The sequence below is a fragment of the Pseudomonas azerbaijanorientalis genome (genome assembly GCF_019139795.1).
Classification (GTDB): Bacteria; Pseudomonadota; Gammaproteobacteria; order Pseudomonadales; family Pseudomonadaceae; genus Aquipseudomonas; species Aquipseudomonas laurylsulfatiphila.
In genome coordinates, this window is record NZ_CP077078.1 from 4,943,885 (window position 1) to 4,957,227 (window position 13,343).

Consider the following 13,343-nt stretch of genomic DNA (forward strand, 5'->3'; position numbering starts at 1 on the left):
CAACGCAATAGTCTATGAGTAGGCTGCCGGTTCGAGGCATGAACGCTTCGATCGGCCGGGAAGATTTGCCCCACCTGCCGCATGGGACTATTGAGGAGCTCGCATGACCAAACAAAACGCCTTTACCCGGGAAGACCTGCTGCGCTGCAGTCGCGGTGAGCTGTTCGGCCCTGGTAACGCGCAACTGCCCGCCCCGAACATGCTGATGGTTGATCGCATCACCCTGATCAGCGAAGAAGGTGGCAAGTACGGCAAAGGTGAATTGGTCGCCGAGCTGGATATCAATCCGGACCTGTGGTTCTTCGCCTGCCACTTCGAAGGCGATCCGGTGATGCCGGGCTGCCTGGGCCTCGACGCCATGTGGCAACTGGTCGGCTTCTTCCTGGGCTGGCAAGGCCTGCCGGGCCGTGGCCGTGCGCTGGGTTCGGGCGAAGTGAAATTCTTCGGCCAGGTCCTGCCGACCGCCAAGAAAGTCACCTATAACATTCATATCAAGCGCGTCCTCAAAGGCAAGCTGAACCTGGCCATCGCCGACGGTTCGGTCACTGTCGACGGTCGCGAAATCTACACCGCCGAAGGCCTCCGGGTCGGCGTGTTCACCTCCACTGACAACTTCTAAGGGTTATCCGCATGCGCCGCGTCGTTATCACTGGTCTGGGCATCGTTTCTTGCCTGGGCAATGACAAAGAGACCGTCTCCGCTAACCTGCGTGCAAGCCGCCCTGGCATCCGGTTCAACCCGGAATATGCCGAAATGGGTCTGCGTAGCCAGGTTTCCGGCTCCATCGACCTCAACCTTGAAGAACTGATCGATCGCAAGATCTATCGCTTCGTCGGCCATGCGGCAGCTTATGCCTACCTGGCCATGAAAGACGCCATCACCGACTCGGGCCTGACCGAAGAGCAGGTTTCCAACCCGCGTACCGGCCTGATCGCCGGCTCCGGTGGCGCATCGACCCTGAACCAGATGGAAGCGCTGGACATCCTGCGCGAGAAAGGCGTCAAGCGCGTCGGCCCATACCGCGTCACGCGGACCATGAGCAGCACCGTTTCCGCTTGCCTGGCCACTCCGTTCAAGATCAAGGGCCTGAACTACTCCATCGCATCTGCCTGCGCCACCAGTGCTCACTGCATCGGTACCGCCATGGAACAGATCCAGATGGGCAAGCAGGACATCGTCTTTGCCGGTGGCGGTGAAGAAGAGCACTGGAGCCAGTCGTTCCTGTTCGACGCCATGGGCGCCCTGTCCAGCAAGCGCAACGACACCCCGGAACAGGCCTCCCGCGCCTACGACGCCGACCGTGACGGTTTCGTCATCGCCGGCGGTGGCGGCATGGTCGTGGTCGAAGAGCTGGAACATGCTCTGGCCCGCGGCGCGAAGATCTACGCGGAAATCGTCGGCTACGGCGCGACCTCCGACGGCTACGACATGGTCGCCCCGAGCGGCGAAGGCGCAATCCGCTGCATGCAGCAGGCGCTGTCCACCGTCGACACCCCGATCGACTACCTGAACACCCACGGCACCTCGACCCCGGTCGGCGACGTCGCGGAAATGAAAGGCGTGCGTGAAGTGTTCGGCGACAAGGCTCCGGCCATCAGCTCCACCAAGAGCCTGTCGGGTCACTCCCTGGGCGCCGCCGGCGTTCACGAAGCGATCTACTGCATGCTGATGATGGAAGGCAACTTCATTGCCGGCTCCGCCAACATCGACGAACTGGACCCTGAAGTGGCCGACCTGCCGGTGCTTACCAAGACCCGCGAAAACGCCACCATCAACACCGTGATGAGCAACAGCTTCGGTTTCGGTGGCACCAACGCCACGCTGGTACTGAAGCGCTGGGAAGGCAAGTAATTTCCCGCTGCTGAGCCGCACATGAAAACGCCCCGACTGGTTCGGGGCGTTTTTTTTCGTCTGAAAACAGGGCAACACCACATCCTTGTGGGAGCGGGCTTGCTCGCGAAAGCGGTGAGTCAGCCGACATCCATGTTGAATGTTAAATCGCTTTCGCGAGCAAGCCCGCTCCCACAGGTTTTGCATTCAGCCTGCAGTTTCATCGTCACAAACATGAAACCTTTGTCATGAAACTCAATGGCCTGCGACCGAATGTCGTGCATTTAGCGGGCTGCAGGACTGTTTCCGTTTTTGCAAAAAACCGTTACCAAACTCGGTTATTTACTTAGCAAGCTACCAAACTCTATAACAGAGGCCTGCACACGCCTTGCTGCAGATAACAGAGATTGGAGCTAGCAGATGACTGTCAAAGTAACTGAACGCGACGATTCACATAAATCCCACGAGGGTGTAGCCGCCGGCATCCGGATCTGGGACGTGCACCAACAAGACCTGCTGGTCGGTATGTTCCATTCCGAGGCCGACGCGCAAAACTACAGGGCCGAACTGGAAATGCTCGAGCGCAAACGCGAGCTCGCAACCGGTTGAAAACAGACTCCACCACCGTGCAGCCTGCCCTTTACTGCCGGGCAGGCTGCATCCACATCAGACAACCTCGATCAGCGTCAAATGAAGGTCATCTTCGATCGGCACCGAAGGGACACTTTCAACAATCCAGCCCGCTTGAAGCCTGACCACCTCGACCTCGCCATCGCCCATTCCGTCATTGCGGATCGAAAACTGCAGCGAAGACGGATGACGCTTGGCATAGTCGAAACTCATGCCGCAGGCGATCAGGAAATCGATTTTCGCCTCGATCAGCTCAACCTGAACGTCGCGCTCGCCTTCTTTGAGACTGTAGTAATCCAGGCACAAGTTGATTGCAAAAGGGCAGCCATTGACGAGGCTATTGATGAACTTCCCTTCATAACCCCCGAAATAACTGTGCTCAGCCCACACGCTGCCGAGCTTCTTCACCCTGATCTCGATTTCCTCGGAAATTTTGAATAGCCAAAAGTCTCCTACCGAAGCCAGGTGCTTGCCAAAATCGATACCTGATACATGGCGCTTTGGCCACATCGACATCAAAGGAATATCGCCTTCATATTCTTTATTGGTGATCGCCAGCAAGTAATTAATAACATCGTAATAACTCGATTCACCTTCTCCAACCTTGATGAGGGTCGCACAGCTTCCCGCCAGCAATACAATCTTGCCATAGCGTTCCACTGGCAGCTCGGTCATCAACAAAGCTATACACGCTGGCACTTTCTCCAGATAGGCAGAGTTCAGCTCATGGAGCTCCTCTTCATTGCGGACCTCGCGCCAGGGAATGTTCCAGAAGAACTCAGGCAGGGTAAAGAAAACACAAGCGGTCTCGCCATGATCCTCGCGAGCAGCTTTTGCAGCGATCTTGATTTTTCGGCGTACAAGCTCGGCACGAGCGACAAGTTCATCGTCCAGATAATCGTGAATGGATTGCCCGAGCGGTCGCGCCTGTGAAAGCTGCGACTTGAAAGTGGATTGGCGTAACGAAGCGATACTGACAAGCATTTATTCCATCCTTGGACACTAAAGTTCATTCCATTTGCTTTCTCAAGACACAAACACCCTTATAAAAAGATATTATTTCCTGGCAAAAGAAAACCCGAAAGATCGTATCGATACAATCTTTCGGGCTCAATGTATAAATCATGCAAAGTACTAGCAAACATGTAAGCCCGCTAGAACATTGAATCTGTTACCACATCAGGTCATCAGGAATCTTATAGGCCGCGTACGGATCGTCCTCGGCGATGACCTCTTCAGTCTGCACATTGAGCTGCACGATGCGCTGCGGATCGCGCTCCTGAATCTTCAGCGCCGCCTCGCGCGGAATCACTTCGTAGCCGCCAGCGTGATGCACGATGGCCAACGATCCGCTGCTGAGCTTGTTGCGCATCAGGGTGTTGACACAGATGCGCTTGACCTTCTTGTCGTCGACGAAATTGTAGTAATCCTCGGTCGTCAGTTTCGGCAGGCGCGAGACTTCGATCAGTTGCTTGACCTGCGCGGCACGGGCCTTGGCCTCGGCTTTCTCCTGCTGCTGGCGGTTGAGCTCCTGATCGCGCTTGACCTTCTCGGCCATGGCTTCCTGCGCCGCGCGCTGCTGGGAGTCATCCAGCTCGATCTGGCCTTTGTGGGCCAGTCGCTGTTGTTTCTGCTTGTCTTTGCTGACCTGCTTGGCCTGCTTCTGGTTGACCAGCCCTGCTTTGAGCAACTGGTCGCGAAGGGAAATGCTCATGGTGCTTATTACTCACTTGGGCCACGGCTCAACCGCAGCTGGGCAAATTCTTTTCCTGACGTTTGGCTTCGCCCCACAAGGCGTCCAACTCTTCGAGGGTGCAATCTTCCATGGGACGACGGGTATCGCGCAATGCCTGTTCGATAAAACGAAAGCGTCTTTCAAACTTGCCGTTGGCACCACGCAGTGCGGTTTCCGGATCAACCTTGAGATGCCGCGCCAGATTGACCACGGAAAACAGCAGGTCACCAATCTCGTCGGCAACGGCTTCGGGATCGTTTTCCGACATGGCTTCGAGCACTTCATCGAGCTCCTCACGCACTTTATCGAGCACCGGCAAGGCGTCCGGCCAGTCAAAGCCGACCTGCCCCGCGCGTTTCTGCAATTTTGCCGAACGGGACAGCGCCGGCAATGCCGCGGGGACGTCATCGAGCAACGACAACTGTTCGGGTGCCGAAGATTTCTCCGCACGTTCTTCGGCCTTGATCTCTTCCCAGCGCTGCTTGACCTGCTCTTCACTCAGGCGCGGAACATCCAGAGGCGCATACAGGTCACCGGTGGGGAACACGTGGGGATGACGGCGGATCAGTTTGCGGGTGATGCTGTCGACTACGCCGGCGAACTCGAAGCGCCCTTCTTCGCGAGCCAACTGGCTGTAATACACCACCTGGAACAACAGATCGCCCAGCTCGCCCTGCAAGTGATCGAAGTCACCGCGTTCGATCGCGTCGGCGACTTCGTAGGCTTCCTCAAGGGTGTGCGTGACGATGGTGGCGTAAGTTTGCTTGATGTCCCATGGGCAACCGTACTGCGGGTCGCGCAGGCGGTTCATCAGATGTAGCAAATCTTCAAGTGAATACATCGATCAGTCTCTGCCCGCTCCCTGTAGGAGCGAGCTTGCTCGCGATGGACGTTAACGATGACGCGGGCGTTCTGAATCAACGCGTCGCCCTCCGGTTCTTCGCGAGCAAGCTCGCTCCTACAGTAAAGCGCCCCCGTTTTATGGCGTACGGTTACGCCGCGTTTCGATGATGTTCGGCAACTGGGAAATCCGCCCCAGCAACCGCCCCAATGCATCCAGCCCCGGAATCTCGATGGTCAGGGACATCAGCGCGGTGTTGTCCTCCTTGTTCGAGCGGGTGTTGACCGCCAGCACGTTGATCCGCTCGTTGAGCAGCACTTGCGACACATCACGCAGCAAACCGGAACGGTCGTAGGCGCGGATGACGATGTCCACCGGATAGGTGAGCACCGGCACCGGCCCCCAACTGACCTGGATGATCCGCTCCGGCTCGCGCCCGGCCAGCTGCAGCACCGAGGCGCAGTCCTGGCGGTGAATGCTCACGCCACGCCCCTGGGTGATGTAGCCGACGATGGCATCGCCCGGTAATGGCTGGCAGCAGCCAGCCATCTGGGTCATCAGGTTGCCGACGCCCTGGATCTGGATATCCCCGCGCTTGCCCGGTTTGTAGCCCGTGGCTTTGCGCGGAATCAATTCCAGCTGTTCGTTGCCGCGCTCCGGCTCGACCAGTTGCTGCGCCAGGTTGACCAGTTGCGCCAGACGCAAGTCGCCGGCACCGAGGGCGGCGAACAGGTCTTCAGCGGTTTTCATGTTGGCCTTGTCGGCCAGCTTGTCGAAATCCACCGCCGGCAGACCGAGGCGATTGAGCTCACGCTCAAGCAGGGTTTTACCGGCCGCGACGTTCTGATCACGAGCCTGCAGCTTGAACCAGTGAACGATCTTCGCCCGTGCCCGCGACGTGGTGACGTAACCCAGGTTCGGGTTCAGCCAGTCACGGCTCGGGGTGCCGTGCTTGCTGGTGATGATCTCGACCTGTTCACCGGTTTGCAGGCTGTAGTTGAGCGGCACGATGCGCCCGTTGATCTTGGCGCCACGGCAGTTGTGGCCGATTTCGGTGTGTACGCGGTAAGCGAAGTCCAGCGGCGTCGCCCCTTTGGGCAAGTCGATGGCGTGGCCGTCCGGGGTGAAGATATAGACCCGGTCGGGCTCGATATCGACCCGCAGCTGTTCGGCCAGGCCACCGATGTCGCCCAGCTCCTCATGCCATTCGAGCACCTGACGCAGCCAGGAGATTTTCTCTTCGTAGTGATTGGAACCGGACTTGACGTCGGTGCCCTTGTAGCGCCAGTGCGCGCACACGCCGAGCTCGGCTTCCTCATGCATCGCGTGGGTGCGGATCTGTACTTCCAGCACCTTGCCCTCAGGCCCGATCACCGCCGTGTGTAGCGAGCGATAGCCGTTTTCCTTGGGGTTGGCGATGTAGTCGTCGAACTCTTTCGGGATGTGCCGCCACAGGGTGTGGACAATGCCGAGCGCGGTGTAGCAGTCGCGCATTTCCGGCACCAGCACGCGAACGGCGCGCACGTCGTAGATCTGGCTGAACTCCAGGCCTTTGCGCTGCATTTTGCGCCAGATCGAATAGATGTGTTTGGCCCGGCCGCTGATGTCGGCATCGACGCCGGTGGCCTGCAATTCGTTTTTCAGCTGGCTCATCACGTCGCTGATGAAGCGCTCGCGATCCAGTCGCCGCTCATGGAGCAACTTGGCGATCTGCTTGTACTGGTCCGGCTCCAGGTAACGGAAGGACAAGTCTTCCAGTTCCCACTTGATGTGGCCGATACCCAGGCGGTGGGCCAGTGGCGCATAAATGTCGAAGACTTCACGGGCCACGCGGTTGCGCTTTTCGTCATCGGCGGTTTTCACCGCACGGATGGCGCACGTGCGTTCGGCCAGCTTGATCAGGGCGACGCGAACGTCATCGACCATGGCCACCAGCATCTTGCGCAGGTTTTCCACCTGGCCCTGGGTGCCCAGCACCAGGGATTTGCGCGGGCTCAGGCTGTCGCTGATCGCGGCCATGCGCAGCACGCCATCGATGAGTTTGGCCACCACCGGACCGAAGCGCTGGCTGACCGCCGGCAACTTGATCTGGCCTTCGCGTACGCCTCGATACAGGATCGCGGCGACCAAAGAGTCCTGGTCGAGTTTGAGATCGGCGAGGATCTCGGCGATCTCAAGTCCGGTACGGAAAGTCGAGTTACCTTCCGACCACAGATTCTGTGCCGCATTGGCTTGTTGTTCGGCCTCGCGAGCGTACTCGCAGGCTTCCTTCAAGGCTTCGCGATCCAGTGCCAGATCGACACTCACCGCGTGATCGAGCCAAGCCTCGAGATTGATACTGCCGTCGGTGTTGATCGGCTGGTGTGCTCTCACCTGTACCATCTTGCTTACCTTCCCTACGACGCAGATTCAATGCGTCAAATCGCTGACCTTCGTTGCCTGTGCGCCCACGTCGGGCTCGGTGCGCGGCTGCACGGGCGGGCCAGTCGGACCAGACGAGCATCCTAGCTCGCTTCAAATAACGCCATGGCCTCGACATGTGCCGTTTGAGGAAACATATCGAGAATCCCGGCACGTTTTAACCGGTAGCCCTGCTTGATCAATTCGACCGTGTCGCGCGCCAGAGTTGCCGGGTTGCATGACACATACACCAACCGCTCGGCCCCCAGGGTCTTGAGCTTGCGCACAACCTCGAAAGCACCGTCACGCGGTGGGTCCAAGAGTACCGCACAAAAGCCTTCGGCGGCCCATTCTGCGCCCGTCAAAGGCTGGGATAAATCGGCCTGAAAAAACTTCGCGTTATGCAGATTGTTGCTAGCGGCATTCGCCGCCGCCCGGTCGACCATCACCTGCACACCTTCCACTGCCACCACTTCGCGAGCAGCCTTGGCCAGCGGCAAGGCAAAGTTGCCCAGGCCGCAGAACAGATCGAGTACACGCTCATCCGCCGTCGGCTTCAACCAGTCCAGCGCCTGGGCGACCATCGCTTCGTTGACGCCAGCGTTGACCTGGATGAAGTCTCCCGGCCGATACGCCAGCTCCAGATCCCACTGTTCAAGACGATAGCCCAGCGACTGGTCAGTCTCGACCGGTTGCGGTTCACCGTCGCCATGCAGCCACAACTGGGCCTCATGGAAGGCGCAGAAATCCTTGAGGATGGTCATGTCAGTTTCAGACAACGGTGCCATGTGCCGCAGCAAAACCGCCAGCGTCGAGCCGCTGAACAACTCCACGTGCCCCAGTGCCTGAGGTTTGCTCAAGCGCCGCAGCATTTCCGGCAAGCGGGCCATGATCGGTTGCAAGGGCTGTACCAGCACCGGGCATTCATCGATGCCGATGATGTCCTGGCTGCCGGCGGCACGGAAACCGACTTCGAGTTTTTTCGCCTTCATGTCCCAGCGTACCGCCACGCGGGCGCGACGCCGGTAGGCGAATTCCGCACCGCTCAAAGGTGGCGCCCACTCTTCGGGTTCGACGCCCGCGACCTTCGACAACTGCTCGGCGAGCATGCGCTGTTTCAGGGCAAGTTGTTCGTTATGAGGCAGATGCTGCACGCTGCAACCGCCGCAACGGCCGGCATGGGCGCACGGTGCCGGGCGGCGCGATTCGCTGGCCTTGAACACCCGCTCGGTGCGCGCCTCGACCACTTTGCCGTGGGCGCCGAGCACACGCGCTTCAATCTCTTCACCGGCCAATGCACCGATGACGAACCAGGTGCGGCCTTCGAAAAACGCGATGCCGCGACCGTCATTGGCCAGGCGCTCGATAGTCAGGCGCTGCTTTTTACCGGTCGGGATTTGCGGGGCCTTGCTGCCACCGGTGGGCGGGAAGCGCAGGCCTCTTTCATGCTTGGCCATCAGTTGGGCGCGTCGAAAATGCCGGTCGACAGGTAACGGTCGCCACGGTCGCAGATGATCGCGACGATCACCGCGTTTTCAACTTCTTTGGACAGGCGCAGCATTGCCGCCACGGCACCGCCCGAAGACACGCCACAGAAAATGCCTTCTTCGCGGGCCAGCCGACGGGTCACGTCTTCGGCTTCGCTTTGGGCCATGTCGACGATCCGGTCCACGCGGTCAGCCTGGTAGATCTTCGGCAGGTATTCCTGGGGCCAGCGGCGGATGCCCGGGATCGCCGAGCCTTCCATCGGTTGCAGGCCGATGATTTGCACGTTGTCGTTCTGCTCTTTCAAGTAGCGCGACACGCCCATGATGGTCCCGGTGGTGCCCATGGAGCTGACGAAATGGGTGATGGTGCCCTCGGTCTGACGCCAGATTTCCGGGCCGGTGGTGGTGTAGTGCGCTTCGGGATTGTCACCGTTGGCGAACTGATCCAGTACCTTGCCGCGACCTTCGGCTTCCATCTTCTGCGCGAGGTCACGGGCGCCTTCCATGCCCTGCTCCTGGCTGACCAGGATCAGTTCGGCGCCATAGGCGGTCATGGCCGCCTTGCGTTCGGCGCTGGAGTTGTCCGGCATGATCAGAATCATCTTGTAACCCTTGATCGCCGCGGCCATGGCCAGGGCGATCCCGGTGTTGCCCGAGGTCGCTTCGATCAGCGTATCGCCGGCGTGGATCTGCCCGCGCAGTTCGGCGCAGGTGATCATCGACAGCGCCGGACGGTCCTTGACCGAACCCGCCGGGTTGTTCCCTTCGAGCTTGAGCAAAAGGGTGTTGCTGGTGACGCCGGGCAGGCGCTGCAAACGGACCAGCGGAGTGTTGCCGACGCAATCGGCGATGGTTGGGTACTGCAAGGTCATGGCGTATTCGCAATCCAGACTGCGGGGGCGCCTATCATACCGGCAAACCGACCCAGGCCATATCACGCAAAGTGTGGTGCTTATGGCTAATGGGAATAAGGCTGGTTATTGCTCCGGCGTCCAGCCCGGACCAAGCAGAAGGCCGCCCCCATTAAATGGCTCTCGGAAGTCCTCGATCCATATGAACGAAAAACTCACTCCATCAGAAATTTCCTGCAACCCATGACGGTATGCATGAACTGGTTGGCAATGGTTTTCATGGATAGTCTTTTGTTACGCGGAATGTGCACTTCACGCAATTCCGCGCCATTTACCACATTGATGACCATTTCAAATGAGCATAGAGATGAAAACACTTTTTGCGCTTTCTCTCGCCAGCCTGATTCTGGCGAGCACTCAAGCTTCGGCAGCATGTACCAGCATTCTTAATACCTACAATGGAACCGTCCCCGCCAACTCGTTCGTTATCGCACAAGGCCCTTTTACGATAACCGGTGCAAACGGATGTCGACAGGCCAATATTTCCGCCACCATTACCGCCTCAGGCGCGGGCTCTGCCCCGAAGCTATACATTGATAGGCAAACAGGTTCAACCTGGACTGAAGTCGCTGGCGGCACTGGAAATACGGCCTCAGTACTTGGACCACTGGGGACTTACAGGGTGCGCCACGAGAATACACTTAATACGGAAAGACAATACTCTGGTACCACACGCTATGCTCGATGAGCAATAACTCGCCGGTACCCGTCAATATTTTCGGGTACCGACTTATTCAAGCCTGAATACTGATGAACAGGTCATTTCTAGCTGAGTTCGCAAAATAGGAGAGCGCGTTTATCGCCTGATTAGCGCCCAGCAGCATCCTCGTCACAATCTTGAATGACTCCTGATGAGCATACATAGGCCATGCGCGTGCGTAGGCCTTGTTATCACCTAGCTTCTGGTTAAACATCGCAATCGCATTAAACTTGACGTCCTTCTCAGTTTGATGACCATTTTTATCAGTCGCCATATTACCCGATATAAAAACACATGCCACATCCTCATCTATCAGCTCAAGCTCAAAAAGCCTTGATCCAATCCTTGCCAACTCATTGGTACTAATCGACGTAAAATCGCACCCCCTTATCATATCTTTCAGCGCGCCTATTGCAGACTCGCTTTTCAAACTCAATACATCAGCAGCATCAGTTGCATTGCTTATTGTGTAAGAATTTTTTGTTTCGTAAGGGTTTTTTATGACATAGGCATCGGCTTGCATTGATAGGACGGGTGTTCTTATTGAGACATTCATTGACGCTCCTCCTTGATATTTATCTGCAAGGTAGGTATCGCCCGTCAAATTGAGGCCTTGAGCCCCTTTTTCTAATTTCAGAACTTTCATACACCAAGCATTACTTGCCGCGTAGGATGTATCCGACCTAGTTGTATGACGCAGCCCAATCCGGCTTTCACCACATTAAACTGGCGATTTATTAGCCAACAACCGTATATTCATCTGTAATCCGCACTCGGTGTTCTGCGCCCAAAGTTTCCCGCCCTGACGCCGCACCGCATTCCTTGCAATACTCAATCCCAACCCAAACCCGCCATCCCCCGGCCGCGACCCATCGAGGCGGGTAAATGGCAGGAAGATCCGCTCTAGATCGGCTTCAGCCACGCCACCACCCTGATCCTCCAACCACAGATGCCAATAGTCACCATCGCGCCGCCCGGCCAGCAGGACAATGCCGCCAGTGGGCGAATGGCGAATCGCATTGCGCAGAATGTTTTCCAGTGCCTGGGCCAGGGTGTTGAGATGACCGCGCACCCAGCAGGACGCATCCACCGTGCATTGCAGCCGGGTATCAGGCCAACCGCTTTCATAGCAGGCATTCTCCGTGAGCATCTCCCACAGCGCCTGGATCTGGATCGCTTCGTCGGGCAAACGGGTGCGTTCGGTGTCCAGCCAGGCCAGCTGCAGCGTGTCTTCCACCAGGCGCTGCATGCCATCGACCTCCCGGCCGATGCGTTCGCGCAACAGCTCCAGCCCCTGCTCACTTTCACTGGCCACCCGCAAGCGGCTCAGGGGCGTGCGCAATTCGTGGGACAGGTCGCGCAGCAGTTGCTGCTGCAAGGCCACGGTACTTTGCAGGCGTTCAGACATGTGATCGAACGCCCTGCCCAGCTCACCCAGTTCATCCGAACGTTTGGTGGTCCGGCTCGAGAGCCGTACGTTCAGTTGATCGGCACGCCAGGCATTGGCCTGCTCACGCAAGTGGTTGAGTGGCACCACCAGCAAACGGTAGAGCCCGACGCACAGCAGCAAAGTGAACAGCCCCGGAATCACGCCGTTGGTGATCACCCGCCAGAACACCCGGTATTGCCCAGGCAGAAAGCGTTCGGGCAACTCGATCACCAGGCTGCCGGCGGACGAGTCACCGGGAAACGGTATGCGCATCCACGGCCGGCCTTTCTTGTGGATGGGCCAATCGAGGCCGCGTAAAAAAGTCAGGCGTTCGACTTCCTTGTCCGTCAACGACTGATTGCTCAAGGACTGCAAATCACCGTCGATGACACCGACCCAGCCTTTTTCCCGCTGATGCATGCTCTGCAGCCAGTCATCGACACCGGCGCTCTGGCGCTGCTGCCATGCCTGCTCGGCCTCGGCAGCGTAGCGCGTCAGGGTGCCGCGGGCCTCATCGGAGAGGAACTGGTTGCGCTGTTCCATGTAACGGCCCCAGGACCAACTCAACCAGATCATCAGCAGACAGAACGCGACCAATAAACAGGCCAGTTTCCAAAACAGCGAATGCCTGCCCGGCAAGTTACATTTCATCGGCGGCGCTCAGGATGTAACCCTTGCCCCAGACGGTGCGCACTTCGCGCTCGGTGTAGCCAATGGCCTTGAGCTTGCGGCGGATCTGGCTGATGTGCATGTCCAGGCTGCGGTCATGGGCCGCGTAACCGCGCTGCAGCACCTGCTGATAAAGGAAGGCTTTGCTCAAGACTTCGTCGGCGTTGCGATGCAGTGTCTCCAGCAATCGGTACTCGCTGCGGGTCAGGCCGCCGGCCTGTTCGCCATAAAACACCTCGAAGCTTTCATCGTCGAAACGCAGGCTGTCCATCGAAGGGGCTGGCACCGCGGGGACGGGACGGCGGTCGAGGGCCACCCGCCGCAGAATGGCTTCGATGCGCACCCGCAATTCCACCATGCTGAAGGGCTTTGGCAAGTAATCGTCGGCCCCCAGGCGAAAGCCGCTGATGCGGTCGGCCTCGGCACCGAGGGCCGACATCAGCAACACCGGGGTGGAATGGCTCTGGCGCAATTGGGTCAGCACCTCCAGACCGTCCATGCCCGGCAGCAGAATATCCATCAGCACCACGTCGAAAGATTGCCGCAGGGCCATGTCCAGGCCTTCCCGGCCGTTCTGGCACCAGGTCACCTGGAAGCCGCTGCGGTCCAGATGCTCATGAACGTAGGCACCGAGCACAAGGTCGTCTTCGATGGACAGGATTCGGGGGAGGCCGGCAGTGATGGGAGTCATGACTATCTGCAAATAATTCT

General features: G+C 58.3%; 13 protein-coding genes and 1 pseudogene. 4 read left to right on the forward strand and 10 right to left on the reverse strand.

What is annotated here, in order from left to right; all coding sequences use genetic code 11:
• Window positions 1–103: 103 nt before the first annotated feature.
• From fabA to KSS91_RS22085, 3 genes are all read left to right on the forward strand, one after another.
• Entirely contained in the window at window positions 104–619 is a 516-nt protein-coding gene (gene fabA, locus KSS91_RS22075) for a 3-hydroxyacyl-[acyl-carrier-protein] dehydratase FabA (protein ID WP_003227150.1), read from the forward strand.
• 11 nt (window positions 620–630) lie between these two features.
• Window positions 631–1,851, forward strand: coding sequence for a beta-ketoacyl-ACP synthase I (gene fabB / locus KSS91_RS22080; RefSeq protein ID WP_015096439.1), 1,221 nt, complete (start codon window positions 631–633; stop codon window positions 1,849–1,851).
• A 399-nt stretch (window positions 1,852–2,250) separates the two neighbouring features.
• A complete protein-coding gene (locus KSS91_RS22085) occupies window positions 2,251–2,439 on the forward strand; it encodes a hypothetical protein (protein ID WP_007974549.1) in 189 nt (62 codons plus the stop codon).
• A gap of 57 nt (window positions 2,440–2,496) precedes the next feature.
• On the opposite strand, the gene KSS91_RS22090 is transcribed toward KSS91_RS22085, so the two are convergent.
• From KSS91_RS22090 to mazG, 3 genes are all read right to left on the reverse strand, one after another.
• A complete protein-coding gene (locus KSS91_RS22090) occupies window positions 2,497–3,444 on the reverse strand; it encodes a hypothetical protein (RefSeq protein ID WP_217836125.1) in 948 nt (315 codons plus the stop codon).
• Window positions 3,445–3,631: 187 nt separating this feature from the next.
• Window positions 3,632–4,174, reverse strand: coding sequence for a DUF2058 domain-containing protein (locus KSS91_RS22095; RefSeq protein ID WP_015096441.1), 543 nt, complete (start codon window positions 4,172–4,174; stop codon window positions 3,632–3,634).
• Between the two features lie 28 nt (window positions 4,175–4,202).
• A complete protein-coding gene (gene mazG, locus KSS91_RS22100; RefSeq protein ID WP_217836126.1) occupies window positions 4,203–5,036 on the reverse strand; it encodes a nucleoside triphosphate pyrophosphohydrolase in 834 nt (277 codons plus the stop codon).
• Between the two features lie 44 nt (window positions 5,037–5,080).
• Between mazG and KSS91_RS28355 the strand changes: the two are divergent.
• Window positions 5,081–5,161, forward strand: a pseudogene (locus KSS91_RS28355) (outer membrane lipoprotein carrier protein LolA); the annotation flags it as partial.
• Between the two features lie 13 nt (window positions 5,162–5,174).
• Here KSS91_RS28355 and relA read toward each other — a convergent pair.
• From relA to KSS91_RS22135, 7 genes are all read right to left on the reverse strand, one after another.
• On the reverse strand, window positions 5,175–7,418 hold the full coding sequence (gene relA / locus KSS91_RS22105; RefSeq protein WP_015096442.1) for a GTP diphosphokinase: 2,244 nt from the start codon (window positions 7,416–7,418) through the stop codon (window positions 5,175–5,177).
• 122 nt (window positions 7,419–7,540) lie between these two features.
• The gene (gene rlmD, locus KSS91_RS22110) at window positions 7,541–8,893 is read right to left on the reverse strand and encodes a 23S rRNA (uracil(1939)-C(5))-methyltransferase RlmD (RefSeq protein ID WP_217836127.1); all 1,353 of its coding nucleotides are present in this window, start codon (window positions 8,891–8,893) and stop codon (window positions 7,541–7,543) included.
• A complete protein-coding gene (gene cysM / locus KSS91_RS22115; RefSeq protein WP_217836128.1) occupies window positions 8,893–9,795 on the reverse strand; it encodes a cysteine synthase CysM in 903 nt (300 codons plus the stop codon). Before cysM ends, rlmD begins: the two co-directional genes overlap by 1 nt.
• A gap of 194 nt (window positions 9,796–9,989) precedes the next feature.
• Entirely contained in the window at window positions 9,990–10,208 is a 219-nt protein-coding gene (locus tag KSS91_RS22120) for a hypothetical protein (RefSeq protein ID WP_217836129.1), read from the reverse strand.
• A gap of 360 nt (window positions 10,209–10,568) precedes the next feature.
• Window positions 10,569–11,180: a hypothetical protein gene (locus KSS91_RS22125; RefSeq protein WP_217836130.1), complete on the reverse strand. Its 612-nt coding sequence runs from the start codon at window positions 11,178–11,180 to the stop codon at window positions 10,569–10,571.
• Window positions 11,181–11,255: 75 nt separating this feature from the next.
• The gene (locus KSS91_RS22130) at window positions 11,256–12,614 is read right to left on the reverse strand and encodes a sensor histidine kinase (RefSeq protein ID WP_217836131.1); all 1,359 of its coding nucleotides are present in this window, start codon (window positions 12,612–12,614) and stop codon (window positions 11,256–11,258) included.
• A complete protein-coding gene (locus KSS91_RS22135; protein ID WP_217836132.1) occupies window positions 12,604–13,323 on the reverse strand; it encodes a response regulator transcription factor in 720 nt (239 codons plus the stop codon). Before KSS91_RS22135 ends, KSS91_RS22130 begins: the two co-directional genes overlap by 11 nt.
• Window positions 13,324–13,343 lie beyond the last annotated feature (20 nt).